15 protein-coding genes and 1 pseudogene are annotated in these 17,307 nt (G+C 71.6%); 5 read left to right on the top strand and 11 right to left on the bottom strand.

The features are described 5' to 3' along the window. Positions 1-112: 112 nt before the first annotated feature. The 3 genes and pseudogenes from HNR10_RS30335 to pabB form a co-directional block, all read right to left on the bottom strand. Positions 113-682 (bottom strand): annotated as a pseudogene (locus tag HNR10_RS30335) (DUF4291 domain-containing protein). 82 nt (positions 683-764) lie between these two features. Beyond that, the gene (locus HNR10_RS30330) at positions 765-1,928 is read right to left on the bottom strand and encodes an RNA-guided endonuclease InsQ/TnpB family protein (RefSeq protein WP_179829371.1); all 1,164 of its coding nucleotides are present in this window, start codon (positions 1,926-1,928) and stop codon (positions 765-767) included. A gap of 263 nt (positions 1,929-2,191) precedes the next feature. Then, positions 2,192-4,243 carry an aminodeoxychorismate synthase component I gene (pabB, locus tag HNR10_RS30325; protein ID WP_179829370.1) on the bottom strand — a complete coding sequence of 684 codons (2,052 nt, stop codon included), beginning with the start codon at positions 4,241-4,243 and terminating at the stop codon, positions 2,192-2,194. A 179-nt stretch (positions 4,244-4,422) separates the two neighbouring features. On the opposite strand from pabB, the gene HNR10_RS30320 reads away from it, so the two are divergent. Then, positions 4,423-4,683 (top strand): SHOCT domain-containing protein, encoded by a 261-nt coding sequence (locus HNR10_RS30320; RefSeq protein WP_179829369.1) that lies wholly within the window; start codon positions 4,423-4,425, stop codon positions 4,681-4,683. Between the two features lie 328 nt (positions 4,684-5,011). After that, on the top strand, positions 5,012-6,676 hold the full coding sequence (locus HNR10_RS30315) for an ABC-F family ATP-binding cassette domain-containing protein (protein WP_179829368.1): 1,665 nt from the start codon (positions 5,012-5,014) through the stop codon (positions 6,674-6,676). Positions 6,677-6,738: 62 nt separating this feature from the next. On the opposite strand, the gene HNR10_RS30310 is transcribed toward HNR10_RS30315, so the two are convergent. Beyond that, a complete protein-coding gene (locus HNR10_RS30310; protein ID WP_312889465.1) occupies positions 6,739-8,166 on the bottom strand; it encodes a sugar porter family MFS transporter in 1,428 nt (475 codons plus the stop codon). Positions 8,167-8,399: 233 nt separating this feature from the next. On the opposite strand from HNR10_RS30310, the gene bioB reads away from it, so the two are divergent. Further along, positions 8,400-9,461: a biotin synthase BioB gene (gene bioB, locus HNR10_RS30305; RefSeq protein WP_179829367.1), complete on the top strand. Its 1,062-nt coding sequence runs from the start codon at positions 8,400-8,402 to the stop codon at positions 9,459-9,461. Between the two features lie 63 nt (positions 9,462-9,524). Here the strand turns inward: bioB and HNR10_RS30300 are convergent, their stop codons facing one another. Genes HNR10_RS30300 through HNR10_RS30290 form a run of 4 tightly spaced genes read right to left on the bottom strand, consistent with a single transcriptional unit; the run spans position 9,525 to position 12,299 of the window. Further along, complete coding sequence (locus HNR10_RS30300; protein ID WP_179829366.1) at positions 9,525-9,818, bottom strand: YiaA/YiaB family inner membrane protein; 294 nt, start codon at positions 9,816-9,818, stop codon at positions 9,525-9,527. Positions 9,819-9,861: 43 nt separating this feature from the next. Further along, positions 9,862-11,085: a cation:proton antiporter gene (locus tag HNR10_RS30295; RefSeq protein WP_179829365.1), complete on the bottom strand. Its 1,224-nt coding sequence runs from the start codon at positions 11,083-11,085 to the stop codon at positions 9,862-9,864. A 42-nt stretch (positions 11,086-11,127) separates the two neighbouring features. Further along, positions 11,128-11,544 carry a serine hydrolase family protein gene (locus HNR10_RS31565; RefSeq protein WP_246406490.1) on the bottom strand — a complete coding sequence of 139 codons (417 nt, stop codon included), beginning with the start codon at positions 11,542-11,544 and terminating at the stop codon, positions 11,128-11,130. Beyond that, positions 11,526-12,299 (bottom strand): serine hydrolase domain-containing protein, encoded by a 774-nt coding sequence (locus tag HNR10_RS30290; protein WP_312889464.1) that lies wholly within the window; start codon positions 12,297-12,299, stop codon positions 11,526-11,528. Before HNR10_RS30290 ends, HNR10_RS31565 begins: the two co-directional genes overlap by 19 nt. Before the next feature lie 75 nt (positions 12,300-12,374). On the opposite strand from HNR10_RS30290, the gene HNR10_RS30285 reads away from it, so the two are divergent. Continuing rightward, positions 12,375-12,914 (top strand): PadR family transcriptional regulator, encoded by a 540-nt coding sequence (locus HNR10_RS30285; RefSeq protein WP_179829364.1) that lies wholly within the window; start codon positions 12,375-12,377, stop codon positions 12,912-12,914. Positions 12,915-13,412: 498 nt separating this feature from the next. On the opposite strand, the gene HNR10_RS30280 is transcribed toward HNR10_RS30285, so the two are convergent. Both HNR10_RS30280 and HNR10_RS30275 read right to left on the bottom strand, forming a co-directional pair. Next, positions 13,413-14,279: a siderophore-interacting protein gene (locus HNR10_RS30280; protein WP_312889463.1), complete on the bottom strand. Its 867-nt coding sequence runs from the start codon at positions 14,277-14,279 to the stop codon at positions 13,413-13,415. 162 nt (positions 14,280-14,441) lie between these two features. Further along, complete coding sequence (locus HNR10_RS30275; RefSeq protein ID WP_179829363.1) at positions 14,442-15,572, bottom strand: NAD(P)/FAD-dependent oxidoreductase; 1,131 nt, start codon at positions 15,570-15,572, stop codon at positions 14,442-14,444. A gap of 121 nt (positions 15,573-15,693) precedes the next feature. On the opposite strand from HNR10_RS30275, the gene ddaH reads away from it, so the two are divergent. After that, positions 15,694-16,485: a dimethylargininase gene (gene ddaH, locus HNR10_RS30270; RefSeq protein WP_179829362.1), complete on the top strand. Its 792-nt coding sequence runs from the start codon at positions 15,694-15,696 to the stop codon at positions 16,483-16,485. A 73-nt stretch (positions 16,486-16,558) separates the two neighbouring features. On the opposite strand, the gene HNR10_RS30265 is transcribed toward ddaH, so the two are convergent. Beyond that, positions 16,559-17,125 carry a Clp protease N-terminal domain-containing protein gene (locus tag HNR10_RS30265; RefSeq protein ID WP_179829361.1) on the bottom strand — a complete coding sequence of 189 codons (567 nt, stop codon included), beginning with the start codon at positions 17,123-17,125 and terminating at the stop codon, positions 16,559-16,561. Positions 17,126-17,307 lie beyond the last annotated feature (182 nt).

The raw sequence follows: 17,307 nt of genomic DNA, 5'->3' as shown, positions 1-17,307 counted from the left end.
GGCGGCAGGAACCGCGTTGTGCCCCTTGCCGAGAGGCGACCGCCGTATTGGTCTCGCACGTCGAAGGTCCCATCGAGTCACATCGGTGGGACCTTCGGCATGTCCGGGGTGCTCACGCCGGGGCCGGGCGCAGGTGGTCCAGGGCCCGCTCCTCGATCGGGTAGGGGCGCTCCTGCGGCAGCAGGCGCGTCGCGCCCTCCAAGTCGTCCGCTCGGACCAGGGCGTGGACCTCGTGGGCCAGCTCGGTCACGTCGGTTAAGGAGAACGCCCACTCGTCGGCGTAGCGGCGCGTGGACTCCCCGGCCAGCCCCAGCTGGAGGGAGCGGTGGCCCAGAGGACGCAGGTGCAGGTCGCGCTCGGGGTCCCACTGCACACGGGCGGGGTTCTCGCGCAGCCGGCGCTTCTACTCGTCGTGGTCGGCGTGCACGTCGGCGGTGAAGTGCGACAGGCACGCGTGGCGCAGTGCCCACTCGAAGCCCTCACGGGTGACCTCGATCGCCAGGACCGTCTCCTGGTTGGGCTTCTGACCCCAGCCGCACCTGTACATCATCCACAGGAACGACGGCTTGATCCAGGTCATCCGCTCGCGCTTCCACGAGGACGGGAAGCGGCCGTCGCGGACGGCGGGGCCGCCGATGGCCGGGTGGTAGGCCTGGTACACGGTGACCGTGTCATCGGTCAACTACCTGTGGCTGAAGCCACAGGATCTTGCAGGTAGGGGCCCGCCTGGGTGGTGGGAGGCCTCCCGCGTCCAGCCCGCTCGTTCAAGAGGGGCGGGGGCGGCTGACGTAGCGCCCCGCGTTCCACACAACTACGCCTCTGCGGGCGAGGTTGCGGGAAGCATTGGTATCGGCGTGCAACACCACACCGCACTCCGTGCAGGCGAACACGGCCCGGGAAGGCCGGTTGCGTCTGCTGGTGTGGTCGCACTCCGAACACGACTGCGAGGAGTAGGCCGGGTCGACCACGACCACCGGCACTCCTGCCCTGCGTGCTTTGTAAGTGATGAAGTCCCGCAACTGGGCGAAACTCCACGAATGCAAGGCGGCGCGTTGTCGTTTGGCCTGCCGTACCCGGCCACGGATGCCCTTCAAATCCTCCAGGGCGATGCCGTGGCCGGTGCGTTCGGCCCGCTCCACGATGCTCTTCGAAATCCGGTGGTTGACGTCCTTCGCCCGCCTCGTCTCCCGGCGGCGTAGGCGCTTGAGCACGCGTTTGGCGCTCTTGGTGTTCTTCTTCTGTAGTTTGGCCCGAAGGCGGTTCTGACGCCTGCGGTACCGGTTGAGTGCCCGGCCCGCGTGGCGTTGGCCGGTAGAGGTGGTGGCGATCTCCACGATCCCCAGATCCACCCCCACGAACCCCACCGGGTCGGTGTTGAGCGCCTTCTCGGGCACCTCACACGTGGCGGCAAGGAACCACACCCCGTCCTGGACGATCAGGTCGCTCTCGCCCTGGCGGTGTTCAGCCAGCGTCTTGAGCTGGTCGGGTGAGCCGGTGAAGGCCAGGTCCTTCATCCGGCCCTGGGTGGTCCAGATCGAGACCGTGCGGGTATCCACCTGCCAGGAAAGGCACCGCGCGTCGAAGGGCTGGGCCGCGTCGGGTCGGAACCGGATCGGGGTGGACTCGGCCCGTTCCCGGCGCTTGGCCCCCTCTCGGCCCAGTAGACCGTTGCGCAGGTGGGTGGTGCGGGTGGTGTAGGCGTCGGCGACCTTGCCGATCACCCGCACCGCCGGCTGCGCCGACAACCCGAACTCCGCCTTCAAAGCCGTGTAGACGCGCTGCTGGAGGGCGTACTTGTGAGTGGCACCGGTGTCGAACGCCACCCGGGAGGCGGCGTTCGCCGCCCGGTTACAGGCGCCCAGGGTCGCCTGAAGCGCCCGCGCCTGCTCAGGCGAGGGCAACAGCTTCACCCGAACGACCACCTTCATATTCGAACACGTTAACGAACCCCGGCGTCGGCGGTGGGCCGAACCGGAAAACCTGTCAGAGGAACCCCCGTGGCACTGACCCAGTCCGCGAGCGGGGCGATTCCTCCCGGGCGTGAACGCCCGGGCCTATTCGCCGAACATTGGTGAATCCGGCGCGGATCTGGTGTCGAGGGATCTCCATGGGCGACAAGCCTCGGGCCTGCCGGGCGCGCGGGCAAGCCCTTTTCCCGGTTCGGTCCGGGGCGCTCGCGCGGGCGCCGGGATCACCGGCCGCGGGCCGGCACACCGGCCTTGAGCAGCATCTCCTCGTACTCGTCCTCGGGATCGGAGTCCAGGACGATCGCTCCTCCGGCACCGACCGTGACCTCTCCTCCCGCTCCCCCGACCCGCACGGCGGCGCGGATGACGATGCTCAGGTCCGCCTCTCCCGTGTGCGACACGTAGCCGAGCGCGCCCGAGTACACGCCCCGTGCCGAGGACTCCAGCCGGTCGATGAGTTCCATCGTGCGCAGTTTGGGGGCGCCGGTCATCGATCCTCCCGGGAAGCAGGCGCGAACGGCCCCCAGCGTGGACACCTCGGGACGCAACCGCCCCCGGACGGTGGAGACCAACTGGTGCACGGTGGCGTAGGACTCGGTGTACATGAAGGCGGGCACGTCCACACTCGCGACCTCGCACACCCGCCCGAGGTCGTTGCGGAGCAGGTCCACGATCATCAGGTTCTCGGCGCGGGTCTTGGCGCCGGCGCGCAGGTCGGCGGCGGCCCGGGCGTCGGCGGCCGGGTCGGGGTGGCGGGGCGCGGTGCCCTTGATGGGACGGCTCTCCGCCACGCGGTCGGAGTCCACGCGCAGGAAGCGTTCGGGCGAGGCACTCAGCACGCTCACGCCGCCCACCCTCAGCAGGGCGGCGTACGGAGCGGGGCTGGCGGCTCGGAGGCGGCGGTAGAAGTCCAGTTCGTCTCCCCCTCCGAGGTCGGGCAGACGCACCCGGTTGGTCAGGCAGATCTCGTAGCTCTCGCCGTCGGTGAGGTGACCCAGGCAGGCCTTGACGCCGTCCACGTACCGCTGGCGCGGATGCTCGAGCAGGGCGGGCAGGTCGACGGGCACGGCGGGGGGAGCGGGTTCGGGGAGCGGGGGCAGGTCCGCCAGCGCGTCGCGGGTGGCCTCGAGCCATTCCCGGGCGTCGGGGGCCTGGTCCGCGCACACCACGTACGTGCGGTTCTCGTGGTGGTCGACGGCGACGAAGCGGTCGCAGCGCATCCACACCGCGTCCGGGGTGGCGGCGGTGTGGGCCCGGGCGGCCCCGCAGTCCGCCTTGAGCTCGTAGCCCAGGTAGCCGACGTAGCCGCCGGTGAAGCCGAAGGGTAGGCCGCTCTCCCCCGGTGTGCGGCCGGTGCGGCGGTCCAGCGCCTCGAAGACGTCCCCGGGCTCCGTCCGTGTTCCGGCGGCGGTCCGTACACGCACACCCTCGTCACCGACGTCGTAGGTGAGCACCTCGGCGGTGGGGCCGCAGGCGTCGCCGAGGAAGGAGAAGCGGGCGGGGCCCTCGGGACGGGAGCTGTCCAACCAGAAGGCGTACTCCGCCTCGGAGTACAGGTGGGCGTAGGCGCGCTCGGTGTCCACGGCGTACGGCAGTGTCACAGAGCGGATCCCGGGCGCGGGGGCGGTCGCGGCCACGGCCTCCGGGAACTCCTGCGCGTGGATCCCCCGGCCGACGGCGCCACCTGCCGCCCCGCGATGTTGCCGGGCCAGGGCCAGGAAGTTGGCGACCAGGTCGGCGCCGTGCTCGCTGGCGACCGACTCGGGGTGGAACTGCACGCCCCAGCGCGGCAGGTCCCGGTGGCGCAGGCCCATGACCACGCCGTCCTCGGCCCACGCGGTGGCCACCAGCGTCTCGGGCAGGGGTTCGGGGACGGCCAACGAGTGGTAGCGCACGGCGGTGAAGTCCTGCGGGAGGTCGGCGAAGAGTCCCGTTCCGTCGTGCCGGACCCGGGTCAGGTGGCCGTGGCGGGGCTCGGGGGCCGAGGAGACCTGGGCCCCGGCCAGGTGCGCGATGGCCTGGTGGCCCAGACACACCCCCAGGACCGGAAGGCCGGTGTGTTCCAACAGGGCGGGGACCCGGCCGAGGTCGCGGGCGGTCTGCGGGCGGCCCGGCCCCGGGGAGACGACCACGGCGTCCAGGGAGGCGGGATCGAGGTCGGCCCACTCCGGGGCGTCGTTGGTCAGCACCCGGGGCTCCTCACCGAGCACGCGGGCGAGGAGCTGGAAGACGTTGAACGTGTACGAGTCGTGGTTGTCCACGAGGAGAACGCGCATCCCGCCCCTTCTCGACCGGCCTACGGATGGCGACATTCCAGGTTACGGCGTTCGGGAGGTGGCGGGCGCGCCAGTCCGCGCCGAATGGCGGCCGGACCCTGGCGGCGGGCCCGGAGGGGGAGTAGACAGGAGGGAGGCGGGGCAGGCCGGCCCGCCCCACAGCCGAAGGAGTCGCAACGGTGAACGTCTTCGTCGCCGCGATCTCGATCGTGGTCGTCCTGGGTCTGGCCCTCTGCTTCGTGCTCGCCGTCACCGAGGTCGGCCGGGCCCTGCGGCGGAACGTCGGCGGACGACCCATCGACCCCGCTCCGCCCACTCCGCCGAGCCCCGCTCCCCCGCCGCTGGACGCCGCGGCGCAGGAGCTGCGGATGCGCTACGCCCGCGGTGAGATCAGCCGCGAGGAGTACCTCCAGCGCAAGGTCGACCTCGAAGAGTTCTGAGCCGCGTCCCGACGACCCCCGACCTGCCTGCCGCCTCCACGAGCCGCACGGCCCCACATCACACTCCGGCGACGGTTGACACCCGGCGCGCAGTGGGTAGGGTCGTGCACGTCCTGTTGTCTCCGATCGAGGTGGACGTTGCGCATCTAGGTTCGCGATCATCACGCGGTACGGCGCCGGTATCCGGCCTGTCCGTCGCGTGTATGGAACCTTGGTGCATGAGCCGTCCCGTCTCGTCCAGGACTCTCTCGCCGCTCTCCCGGCCGATGGCCGCGTGGTGCTCGCATACGAAGCCCTTTCCACACCGCTTCCGTCTGCGAGAACACCCATGTCGAAAACCAGCACCACCGCGACCGCCGCCGTCGCCTGCTCCGACCTGTCCTTCCAGTGGAAGGACGGCACGACCGTCTTCGACGGCCTGTCGCTCACCCTGGGCCGGGGCCGCACCGGCCTGGTCGGCACCAACGGCGCCGGCAAGTCCACCCTGCTCCGGCTGTTGGCGGGGCGGTTGCGCCCGTCCCGGGGGTCGGTGACCATCGGCGGCAGCCTGGCCTACCTGCCGCAGAACGTCATTCTCGACACCGGCATGAGAGTCGACCAGGCGATGGGCATCGCCGACAAGCGCGCCGCCCTGCACGCCATCGAGTCCGGGGACGCCTCCGAACGGCACTTCGAGACGGTCGGCGACGACTGGGACATCGAGGAGCGCACGCTGGCCACCCTGGGGTCGCTCGGCCTGGGCGGGATCGAACTGGACCGCACCGTGGGCCGGCTCTCCGGCGGAGAGACCGTCCTGCTGCGCCTGGCCACGGTCCTGTTGGAGCGCCCCGACGTGCTCCTGCTCGACGAGCCCACCAACAATCTCGACCTGTTCGCACGTCGCCGGCTCTACGACACCGTGGAGGCGTGGCGTTCGGGCTCCCTGGTCGTGGTCAGCCACGACCTGGAACTCCTGGAGCGCGTGGACCGCATCGCCGAGCTGCGCACCGGGTCGGTCACCGTCCACGGGGGCGCCTGGAGCGCCTACCAGGAGGCCCTCGCCGTCCAGCGGGAGGCGGCCGAACGCACCCTGCGGGCCGCCGACGCCGACCTGCGGCGGCAGAAGCGTGAACTGGAGGAGACGCACATCAAGCTGGCCCGGCGCCGGCGCACCGCCAAGAAGGCGGCCGCGGAGCGCGGCATTCCGAAGATCGTCCAGGGCGCGTTGAAGCGGGCGGCCCAGGAGTCCGCGGGCAAACTCCGGGGTGTACACGAGGAGCGGCTCGACGAGGCGCGCGAGCGGCGTGAGGAGGCGTCCGAGGCGGTGCGCGACGACGCCGAGATCAAGGTGGACCTGCCGCACACCGAGGTGCCGAGCGGCCGGTCCGTGCTCCGCCTGAGCGGTGTGCGCCCCCGGTTCGGCCGGCTGGTCTCGGGGGATCTGCTGGTGAGCGGACCCGAACGGATCGCCCTGGTGGGGCGCAACGGCGCGGGCAAGACCACGCTGCTGCGTGCCATCGCCGGGCAGCAGCCTCCGGCGGAGGGCGAGGTCGAGGTCTTCGTGCCGACGCGGTTCCTGCCCCAGCGGTTGGACGTCCTGGACGAGACGCTGAGCATCGCCGAGAACGTCTCCCGTACGGCCCCTGGCGTGGACGACCAGCACATCCGGGCCCAGCTGGCCCGCTTCCTGTTCAAGGGGAGCCGGGCCGCGCAGATGGCGGGGACACTGTCGGGAGGCGAACGCTTCCGGGCCTCCCTGGCGGCGACGATGCTGGCCTCTCCGGCGCCGCAGCTGCTGATGCTGGACGAGCCCACCAACAACCTGGACCTGTCCAGTGTGCGGCAGCTGACCAACGCCCTGGAGGCCTACCGGGGCGCACTCCTGATCGCTGGCCACGACCTGCGGTTCCTGGAGTCGGTCGGGATCACCCGCTGGCTGTCGTTGGACGAGGAACTACGGGAGACGACCGCCGAGGAGGTGCGTGAGATGTTCACCGGGACCGCGGTGACGTAGGCACCCGGCGCCCGCTCCCCTCCAGGGAGCGGGCGCGCGCTCGCCCTGCACGGGACGAAGGCCTAACCCTGCATCTCCTCCAGGGTCTTGCCGCGGGTCTCACGCACGAACCGCCACACGAAGAAGAACGACAGCAGGGCGAACAGCGAGTACACGACGTACGTGCCGCTCAGGTTCCAGTCGCGCAGGCTGGGGAAGGTCACCGTGATCAGCCAGTTGGTGATCCACTGGGTGGCGGTGGCCACGGCCATGGCGGCGGCGCGGATCCGCAGCGGGAACATCTCGCCCAGCAGCACCCACACCACCACACCCCACGACAGGGCGAAGAACAGCACGAAGGAACTGGCGGAGACCAGCGCCAGCACACCCCAGCCGAACGACAGCGAGGCCTCCTCGCCCACCACCACCGCGTTGCTGAACGCGTAGGCGGTCAGGCCCAGGGCCACGGCCATGCCGGCCGAGCCCACCAGCAGCAGGGGTTTGCGCCCGATCCGGTCCACCAGGGTGATCGCGATGACCGTACCCACGATGTTGACCACGGAGGTGAACAGGCTCAGCAGCAGGGAGTCGCTCTCGGCCACGCCGACCGACTGCCACAGCGAACTGGAGTAGTAGAAGATCACGTTGATGCCGACCAGCTGCTGGAAGGCCGAGATCGCCATACCGATCCACACGATGGGCAGCAGGCCGAAGCGGCCCGTCAGGTCGCGCAGCCGCGGACGCCGCTCGGTGCCCAGGGCCTCGTGGATCTCCTCGATACGCCGGTCCACATGGGCGCGGTCGCCGCCCTCCACCTCCTCCAGGATGCGGCGGGCCTGCGGTGTGCGCCCCACCCGCACCAGGAATCGGGGCGACTCGGGAATGGTCAGACTCAACCCGATGTAGAGCAGCGCGGGCAGCACCTCGATGCCGAGCATCCACTGCCAGGCCTCCAGTGGCCCGATCTCGTTCTGGGCGCTGCCGCCCGCGCCCTGTGCCACGGCGTAGTTGACCAGCTGCGACATGGCGATGCCCAGGACGATCGCGAGCTGTTGCAGTGCGGCCAACCGCCCGCGGAAGGCCGCCGGAGAGACCTCGGCGATGTAGGTCGGCGCGATCACCGACGCCATACCGATGGCCACACCGCCCAGCACCCGCCAGAACGTCAGGTCCCACACCGAGAACGGCAGTGCCGACCCCACCGCGCTCACCGCGAACAGCAGGCCCGCGATCTGCATGACGCGGATACGGCCGAGCCGGTCGGCCAGCCAACCCGCGGTGGCGGCGCCCACGGCGCTGCCCAGCAGCGCGGCGGCGACCGTGAAGCCGAGCGTGGCCGGGCCCACCCCGAACCTGTGCTGGATCGCGTCCACCGCGCCGTTGATCACGGCGCTGTCGTAGCCGAACAGGAATCCGCCCATCGCCGCGGCGGCGGCGATCAGCGTCACATGGACGATGTTCACCTCCCCCTCGACGGAGGACCCTGTCGACTTCCCGTCTGCGTCGCTCACCTTGCTGCCCCCTCCCCGGCACGCACCGATGGGCGCGCCACGGCTCCAGGGTGCGGCAGAAGCGGGCCGGAGTCCGGTCGCGCAACACCCTTGGGACAAGTTCGGATCGTTCGTTGACCATGGCCGGGGCCGGGCGGCTCCGCCGCGGCCACGGGCCCGTACAAGACTCGGGCCGCGTTTTTTGGCGGGTTCGAGGGCTGTGCTCGGTCGGCTCTGCCGACAGGATCGTCCCCGTGACGACATTCCAGCCCCTGGCCGAGAAGGCCCTGCGACGTCAGCTCCCCACCCGCGCCGAACTCCTCGCAGTCCTCTCCAGCTCGGACGACGACCTCATGGACCTGGTCGCCGCCGTGTTCAAGGTCCGGCTGCGCTACTTCGGCCGCCGGGTGAAACTCAACTACCTCGTCAACATGAAGAGCGGGCTCTGCCCCGAGGACTGCTTCTACTGCTCACAGCGCCTGGGCTCCGAAGCGGAGATCGTCAAGTACACCTGGCTCAAGCCCGACGAGACGGCCAAGGCCGTGTCCGCGGGCGTGGAGGCGGGCGCCTCGCGCGTGTGCCTGGTGGCCAGCGGCCGCGGCCCCACGAACCGTGACGTGGAACGGCTCGCCCCCACCATCTCCGACATCAAGGAACAGCACCCCGGGGTGGAGGTGTGCGCCTGTCTGGGCCTGCTCTCCCAGGGCCAGGCCGACCGGCTGCGCGAGGCGGGCGCCGACGCCTACAACCACAACCTCAACACCTCCGAGGAGCGTTACGCCGACATCTGCACCACGCACGAGTTCGCCGACCGGGTGGACACCGTGGAGCAGGCCAAGCACGCCGGGCTCTCCCCCTGCTCGGGACTGATCGCGGGGATGAAGGAGAGCGACGACGACCTCGTGGACGCCCTGTTCGCCCTGCGCGAGCTGGAGCCGGACTCGGTGCCCGTCAACTTCCTGATGCCCTTCGACGGCACGCCGCTGGAGGGCACCTGGGAACTGACCCCGCAGCGCTGCCTGCGGATCCTGGCCGCCACCCGCCTGGTCTTCCCCGACGTGGAGGTGCGTTTGGCGGGCGGCCGCGAGATCCACCTGCGCTCGCTGCAGCCCCTGGCCCTGCACGTGGTCAACTCGCTCTTCCTCGGCGACTACCTCACCAGCGAGGGTCAGGCGGGCAGCGCCGACCGGGAGATGATCGAGGACGCCGGGTTCGAGATCCAGAGCGCGGGAGAGCCCACGCTCCCCAGGGAGCGCCACGACCTGCTCAAGGCGCGCCGGCGGGGCGCTGGAACCGCTCTTCCGCCCAACGCCTGACCGCCGGCACGATCCCTGCACGTCCGAGACGCGCCGCCGCGTGGCACGCGCGGCGGCGCCGGCTCACGAACGCTGCGCGGGCTGCTGCTCCGCGCCGTTCCAGATCGGCAGCTGCTGATAGTACTGGGCCTGCTCGGCGGCCAGGACGTCCTCCTGGCGGTCACGCACGCACTTGGCGAGGGTGAAGGTCGCCGTGATCACGAACAGGACGCTCATCCCGAGGAAGGCGCGCATCCACAGGTCGACGGGCAGGTAGGCGATGCCCGCGGTGACGCCGATGGTCGAGACGGCGAAGGCGATGATCGACTGGAGGTAGAACTGCGGGGTGGTCCGGGCCTGGGGGGTGGGAATGCTCATGGGTCCATCCTGGCCCGCCCCGGCGCGGTGCGCCTGAGTACACCTACTCACCTTCGGGGCCGCCCGCGGGCGGGGCCGAGGACCGGACCCGCTCCCGTCCCACCAGGACCAGGGCGACCTGCGGGAAGACCAGGACCGAGAGCATGCCGGCACCGACCAGGGCCGCGGCGTGTGCGCTGTCCATGTCCCCGGCCTGGGTGCCGATGGTGGTGAGGACCACCAGGATCGGCAGCGCTGTCGAGGAGAACAGCGCGAGCGCCGGCCCCTGGCGCCCGGGGAGGCCCTCGCGCGAGAACAGCCACACCGGCAGGCCGCGCACGACCAGGAACAGCACGAGGAACAACGGAACGGTCAGGATCGCCCCCACCTCGGACAGCAGGGCGCCCAGGTCGAAGCGCACCCCGGTGACCACGAAGAACACCGGGATGAAGAACCCGTAGGAGACCGCCGTCAGCCGCTTCTCGACCTCCTCGGCCTCGCCGGGGTGGTTGTTGGCCAGCATCAGCCGCACGATCATCCCCGCGGCGAAGGCGCCCAGCACCGTGTCCAGGCCCAGGCTCGACGCCACCCAGAGCATGAAGACCACCACTAGCAGGCACAGCCGGACCGCCACCTGCGCACTGGTCCCCAGCGTGGCCCGCACGAGCCGCTGGAGGCGGGGGTAGGTGCGCGTGCCCATCCGCCAGGCGGCGAAGCCGGCGACCGCGAAGAACGCCAGCAGCAGGAGTGATCCGGTCAGCGGCCGGTACCCGCTGAGCAGCAGCGCGATGACCACGATCGGTGCGAACTCGCCGACGGTCCCGGCGGCCAGGACCCGGTCGCCCAGGCGCGTGCCCAGCACGCCGGAGTCGCGCAGGATGGGCAGGACGGTCCCCAGGGCGGTGGTGGTCATGGCCAGACCGATCAGCAGGACGGTCTGCGCCCCGTCGACCACCAGCCAGGCCACGGCCAGCCCCAGGACCAGCGAGCACAGCCACGCGCCGGCCGCCCGCTTGAGCGGCCCGCCGCTCACGCGCGCCGGGTCGATCTCGTATCCGGCCATGAACATCAGCAGGGCCAGGCCCATGCTCGACGTCGCGGTGATGATGTCGTTCTCCTGGACCAGGCCGGTGCCGGAGGGCCCCAACACGATGCCCAGGCCGATCTCCAGCACCACGCCCGGCAGGATCACCCAGCGCGCCGCCACGTCGGCGATCAGCGGCGCCACCACCGCGGCGACCAGCACCAGCAGCAGTGTGGTCAGACTCGCCGAGAACTCGTGCTCCACCCGTTCCCGCCCTTCTCAGCGGCCCCCTGCCGCACATGGCGATCATGACCGATGGGCGGTTCGGGCCGGTGGAGCCGCGCCCGTGCGCCATGCGTGCACGCACGCCGCCATGAACCGGAAGGGAAGGGCCTGTCCTCTGGTCTGGTCGACCGTGCCGCACAGGTGCAGGTCGAGTTCCGGGCAGTGGAAGAGCCAGGCCCCGGTGGCTCCCGAGTGGCCGACGAGCGTGACGGGGCGGCGTCCGGCCGACATGAGCCGGCCGACCGTGTAGGACATCGTGCCCAGCCCGTAGCGCAGGACCGGAATGTTGCGCAGTCGGTTGCGCCGTTCGGTGAGCAGGTCGCGGGTGGCGGCGTCGTTGAAGAGCGCGCCGTCCAGCAGCGCCCGCTGGAAGGCGAGGAGGTCGCCGGTCGTGCCGCACAGGTCGTTGCTGGACTCGATCAGGGAGGGCAGCTCCACCCGGCGCCGCCCGGTGTGCAGGGGGGGGAGGGCGGCGGGGCCGCCGGATCGGACGGGCGGTGTCCCGGGAGCCAGGTACGGGTCAGTCCGAGCGGATCGAGGATCCGCTCGCTCAGCAGGCCGGCGAACGTCCGGCCGGTGGCCGACTCCAGGACGCGGATGAGCAGCTGGAAGCCGGTGTCGGAGTAGCGGGCCTTCTGCCGGGTGGCGGTGAGGTCCTGTGGCGCGAAGTGCGGGCGCTGGCGCTCGCGCGTCGTGCGCAGGACGTCCTCGAAGGTCCAGGCGAGGTCATGGCCGTGGGCCGTCCGCCGGAGCGGGCTCGGTTCGCCACGCCGCCTCTCCAGGTGGTCCGGCAGGCCGGAGGTGTGGCTCGCGAGGTGGTGCACTGTGATCGCGGACGTCCGGTCGACCCCGCCCAGCACGTGGAGTCCGTCGATGGCGGTCGCCGGCAGGTAGCCGCCGATCGGCGCCGCCAGGTCGAGTTCGCCGCGCTCGTGCGCCTGCAGGACCAGCGTGGCGATGAAGCGCTTGGTGATGCTGGCGACGAAGAAGGGCGTGTCGGGACGCAGTGCCTCCTGGACGGGAGCGACGGCACAGGACCAGTGCAGGCCGCTGTCGCCACTGGCGAGGGCGACGTTGGCGTGGTGGAGGCCGCGCCGGGCGACGAAGTCCTCCGTCAGGCGGGCCAGGTGCGCGTCGAGTTGGGTGGACACGCGGTTGCCCGGGGCGCGGGTGGTGGCGAGCGGCGATGTCACGTGAACGCTCCTTGCCTCAAGTTCTATATGTCTACTAGACATGTCTAAGAGATATCAAGAGGCTAGACTCCTGCCATGGCCCATGTGATCCTCGGACTGCTCCTGATCGCCCCCCAGAGCTTCTACGACCTCATCAAGGGGTTCGAGAAGGGCGTCGCGCTCTTCTACAGCGCCAGCTCGGGCAGTATCAAACGCGCACTGGACACCCTCCTGGCGCGCGGTTCCATCGAGGTCGCCAGCGTCGAGCCCGGCGGCCGGGGCCGCAAGGTGTACCGCGTGACCGGCTCCGGCCGCGCCGAGTTCCGCGCGTGGATGACGCGGGAGCCGACCGGGACCGACCTGGAGACCGCGGCGCTGTCCAGGCTCTACTTCCTCGGTCTGCTGGAGCCGGCCGAGCGCGGTCCGGTGCTCCGCCACATCCTGGCGCGCGCGGAGTCCGACCTGGCCGTGCTGTCGACCCTGGACGCCCGCCTCGACACCGTGGAACCCTCCGAGGAGGACCGCGACGTCTTCGTCCACCAGCGCGCGACGCTCGACTACGGGATCGCCGCGCAGCGCTTCATGCTCGACTGGTTCCGCGACCACCTCGACCGGCACGAGTCACCATCCCCCTGAGCGGACGACGGTTCGGGCCACGGTGCCCCCACCGTGCCCGCCCGAGGGCCGGGCGATGCTCTAGTCGACGCTCGGCCTCCGGGGAGGGCCGGTCCGGGGTGCCGGCATGGTCAGAGGGCCGATCTGCTCTGGGATGACGTGAAGGACCTGTTCGATCCCCACGCCATGGGCGCATTTCCGGATCTGAGGGTCCCCGACACCGCGGTGCACGACTGGCGGACTCTCCTCGACCTGGTCGTCGAGCGCGGGCGGGGGCACCGGCACTCCGAAGGCGACACAGTGCCCCCCCTGCCCCGGGCGCGCAGACTTCCGTTTCTGCGCTGCGGACGAGATCGACTTCGACGTTCACACCGACCGTGTCACCCGCCTGACCGAACCAGAGTGACCGGGCCGCCCTGATGTCCGGTCGACACGCGCGGTTCGGACCCGGGCGACCCGGCCTTCAGTGTCCAACAAGCGTCCGAACACGTGCCCGCCCGCGGGTCGGACGCCTGGAGGCTATCCCTGCCGGGTCCGGCCCTGCGCCCGGGCCAGCAGCTCCTGGGCGTCGGCCATGTCCTCCGGGGTGGGGGCGTCGTCCTGGGTCAGCGCCCGGCGCCAGTACCCGGTGAAGTCGATGGCGGCCTTGCCGATGCCCCGCTCGTCGACCATGTGGCGGCGCAGGCGCCGCACCGTGCCCGCCTCGCCGCCGATCCACACCCCCACGCGCTCCGTCGGCAGGTCGGCGGCGCGGACCCGCTCCACCAGCCGCCGCCCGTGCGGGGCGCCGTCGCGGTGCACCCAGTGCAGGCCGACACGGGCGGGCTCGGGCAGGCGCTGCTCCTCCGCCGCGTCGGCGATCTCGACGATGACGGTGGCGGCGGTGTCCTCGGGCAGGGCCTCCAGCAGGGTGCCGACGGCCGGCAGCGCGCTCTCGTCGCCGAGCAGTACCACGTGCTCGGGCCCCGCCAGGTCGAAGGGGGCGGCGAACATCTCCGAGGGGCCGAACATGCCCAGGACCGCGCCGGGGCGCACGTCCTGGGCCCAGCGGGTCGCGGGACCGGAGTCACCGTGCACGACGAAGTCGATGTCGAGCGTGCCCCGCGCGGGGTCGTGGCCGCGGACGGTGAAGCTGCGCATCCAGGGGCGCTCGTCCTCGGGGATCGCGTTGTAGGCCTCGTACCAGCGCATGACGTCGCCGTCGGGGCGGGGCAGGACGGGGCGGTCCTGGCCCGGTCGGGGGAAGTACAGCTTCACCTGGCGGTCGGGGCCCGACAGGGCGGCTCCGGCCAGGTCGTCCCCGGTGAAGGTCACACGCACCATCCGCGGTGTGATCCGGTGTGACGAGGCCACGCGAAGGTAGCGGATCGGCAGTTCCTGGCTCACCAAAACTCCTCAGTATAGAAGTTCTGCCACGTGCTCTCAAGGGCAGAACTTGAGTTCTAGCAAGTGAAATCGCGAAAATGTCAAATCGGATCGGCCTGATTTTCGAGTGATCCGCATCACATTTCTCGTCGGCGATGCCGGTTCGTCACCAGTCCCCCGCCCTCAGTCGAGAGCTTCGGCTGCGGTCGCTCTTCGGTCCGGGCGGAACAGGGACAGGTCCAGCCCCGTGTCCTCCCCCATGGCCAGCCGTGCCGCCACGAGGCCCTGGTAGGGCCCGAACGTCAGACCCTCCGACCCCAGTCCGGTCGCCACCACCACACCCGGCAGCCGGTCGACGGTGCCCAGCAGCTGCCGCCCGTCGTGCGTTCCCGGACGGAAACCCACCCGGGTCTCGACCACGGTGGCCTCGCCCAGGCCGGGCAGCACCTCGACCGCGGTCGAGAGGTTGTGCAGCAGCCCCGACGCGGTCACCCGCCGGTCGAACCCCGCGTCCGGTTCCACCGTGCCGCCCGTGACGACCCGGTCCGGGCCGAACGCCGACACGAAGTAGTCGCGTTCACCGAAGCGCACCACCGGCCAGCCCCGGGTGTCCGTGCCGGGCAGGGCGAAGTGCGTCATCTGCCCGCGCACGGGGAAGACCGACAGCTCCACCCCTGCCACGGCCAGCAGTCCCGCCGACCAGGCGCCCGCGGCCACGACCACCACCGGCGCCTCCAGCTCATCCGACCCCACGTGCACACCCGTCACCCTGTGCCCGTTCCACGCCAGGCGCGCGTCACCCTTGTAGTAGCGCAGGCCGCGCTCCTCGGCGGCGTTGAACAGGGCGGCCCTGGCCGTGCGGCCGTTCAGGCGGGCCATCCCCTCGATGTGCACGCCGCCGTAGGGCTCGGGCACCAGCGGGAAGCGCGTCCGCGGCTCCCCCGGTGCCAGGCGCTCCACCCGGCCCATCGACGCGAACTCGGGCCGCTCGGCCAGGGTGCTCATCAGGTCGTACCCGGCGTCGTCGCCCTCCCGGTCCACCGACATCCCGCCGACCACCTCATAGCCGGTGACCTGGCCGTCCTCGGCGAGTTCGGCCATCAGGCGCGGGTAGTGCTCCGCCGCCCGCGCCTTGAAGTCCCACACCGCCGGCGCGTCCCACGGGAAGGGCCAGGGGAAGACGATCCCCGTGCCGGCCCCGGTGGCCTGCCCCGTGTGCGCCGCGTCCACCAGAGCGGTGGACACGCCCCTGCGCGCCAGGTGGAACGCCGCGCTCACCCCTACGATCCCGCCGCCGACCACGATCACGTCCATGCCACCACCCTGCCCCGGCCGGGCTCGGCGAACAAGCCGGACGACCCGCGTGCCGCAACCGGGAACCGGGTAGGGAGTGGCGATACGTTGAGCACTTCCCAACCCCGCCCCTGGAGGTCGCGTGGACGGATACACCTACTACGGGGTCGCGCTGATGCGCCGACCCGGCCCCGCACTGGACCAGGGCATCGTGACCCACATCCCCCGGTCCCCGGTCGATCCCGTGCTGGCCGCGCGCCAGTACGCGATCTACCAGGAGACGGTCGCCTCGGCCGGCTGGCGGGTGTACGAGGTGGATCCGGCGCCCGACCATCCCGACGCGGTGTTCGTGGAGGACACGCTGGTGGTGTGCGAGGGCCTGGCCGTCGTGACGCGGCCCGGGGCCGAGGAGCGGCGCGGGGAGGTCGGCGGCGCGGAGGCCGCGGCCCGCGCCCTGGGACTGCGGGTGGAGCACATCACCGCGCCGGGCACCCTGGAGGGCGGCGACGTGCTCCAGGTGGGCACGTGCGTGTACGTGGGCCTCGGCGGGCGCACCAACGCCGCGGGCGCCGACCAGCTCGAAGCGCTCCTGGGGCCGCTGGGCCGCAAGGTGGAGCGGGTCGCGCTGCGCGAGGTCCTGCACCTGAAGTCGGCCGTGACCGCGCTGCCCGACGGCACCCTGATCGGCCTGCCGGAGCTGGTGGACAGCGGCGCGCTGCCGCCCCTGCGGCGGGCGCCGGAGGAACCCGGAGCCCACGTGCTCCCGCTGGGCGGACGGGACGTCCTGGTCAGCGCGTCGGCGCCCGAGACCATCCACGAGCTGACCGCCGAGCGGTGGCGCGTGCTGCCGGTGGACATCTCCGAGTTCGAGAAGCTGGAGGCGTGCGTGACCTGCCTCAGCGTGCTGGTCCCCCACGCCGACGGGCGCGACTGAGGGCCGTCGGGGCCGCCCTCGCGACGGCCCCGATCTCCGCCCCGGCCGGCCACCGGGGCGTCGGTCGGCCCCGTCAGGCGGCGTCGTCCTCGGCGGCGCGGGTCCGCTCCCGCACGCCGTCGTAGGTCAGGCCCTGGCCGGTCAGCGCCGTGGCCATCGGGGCGGACAGGCCGTGGCGCAGCAGGGCCAGCAGGATGTGGCCGGTGTCGATGCCGCGGTGCTTGAGGGCGATGGCCTCACGGAGGCTCAGTTCCAGGATCTTCTTGGCGTCGGCGTCGAAGGCGCCGCCCAGGCGCCCGCGCTTGCGGGGCCTGCGCGCCGCCGGGTCGGGCCGCAGGGCGTCGGGGCCGAAGGACTCGCGCATCCGGCGGAAGACGTCGTCGGTGTCCACGCCCACCGCCCTGAGCGCGTCGATCTCCTCCTCGGTGAGTCCGGCCGGCCCGGCCTCCGCGCCGCCCGACTCCAGGAGTGCGGTGGTGACGCCGTGCTCGTGCAGGACGCGCGCCGCCGTGCTCGCCTCCTGCGCCGCCAGGGCGAGGAGCAGGTGCTCGGGCGCGACCTTGTCCTCGCCCCGGTCCGATACCAGGGCGACCGCGTCGCGCACGGTGTCACGCGCGTCCTTGGTGAAGCGTTCGAACATGGTTCCTCCGTAAGTTGTCAGGCGGCCCGGCAGGGCCGGGTGTGGCTGATGGTTTCTTGCCTTCAGTGGCTGACTAGGAGTGGCCGCCCGGCTCTGCGGGGCGCTCCGGTCGCTGATGGAGATCCGCGCACGAGTCGCTGTTCACGGAGATGACGACGGGGTGTTCCACGGGCCGACGCATC

Source organism: Nocardiopsis aegyptia (assembly GCF_013410755.1).
Lineage (GTDB): Bacteria > Actinomycetota > Actinomycetes > Streptosporangiales > Streptosporangiaceae > Nocardiopsis > Nocardiopsis aegyptia.
The sequence above is the reverse complement of the archived record's forward strand: the minus strand, read 5'-3'. Positions and strand labels throughout refer to the sequence as shown.

What these genes read in the sequence shown, in the direction of transcription:
- HNR10_RS30330 (WP_179829371.1), bottom strand. Translation starts at nt 1,928, where the DNA reads ATGAAGGTGGTCGTTCGGGTGAAGCTGTTGCCCTCGCCTGAGCAGGCG.
- pabB (WP_179829370.1), bottom strand. Translation starts at nt 4,243, where the DNA reads ATGCGCGTTCTCCTCGTGGACAACCACGACTCGTACACGTTCAACGTC.
- HNR10_RS30315 (WP_179829368.1), top strand. Translation starts at nt 5,012, where the DNA reads ATGTCGAAAACCAGCACCACCGCGACCGCCGCCGTCGCCTGCTCCGAC.
- HNR10_RS30300 (WP_179829366.1), bottom strand. Translation starts at nt 9,818, where the DNA reads ATGAGCATTCCCACCCCCCAGGCCCGGACCACCCCGCAGTTCTACCTC.
- HNR10_RS30285 (WP_179829364.1), top strand. Translation starts at nt 12,375, where the DNA reads ATGGCCCATGTGATCCTCGGACTGCTCCTGATCGCCCCCCAGAGCTTC.
- HNR10_RS30275 (WP_179829363.1), bottom strand. Translation starts at nt 15,572, where the DNA reads ATGGACGTGATCGTGGTCGGCGGCGGGATCGTAGGGGTGAGCGCGGCG.
- HNR10_RS30265 (WP_179829361.1), bottom strand. Translation starts at nt 17,125, where the DNA reads ATGTTCGAACGCTTCACCAAGGACGCGCGTGACACCGTGCGCGACGCG.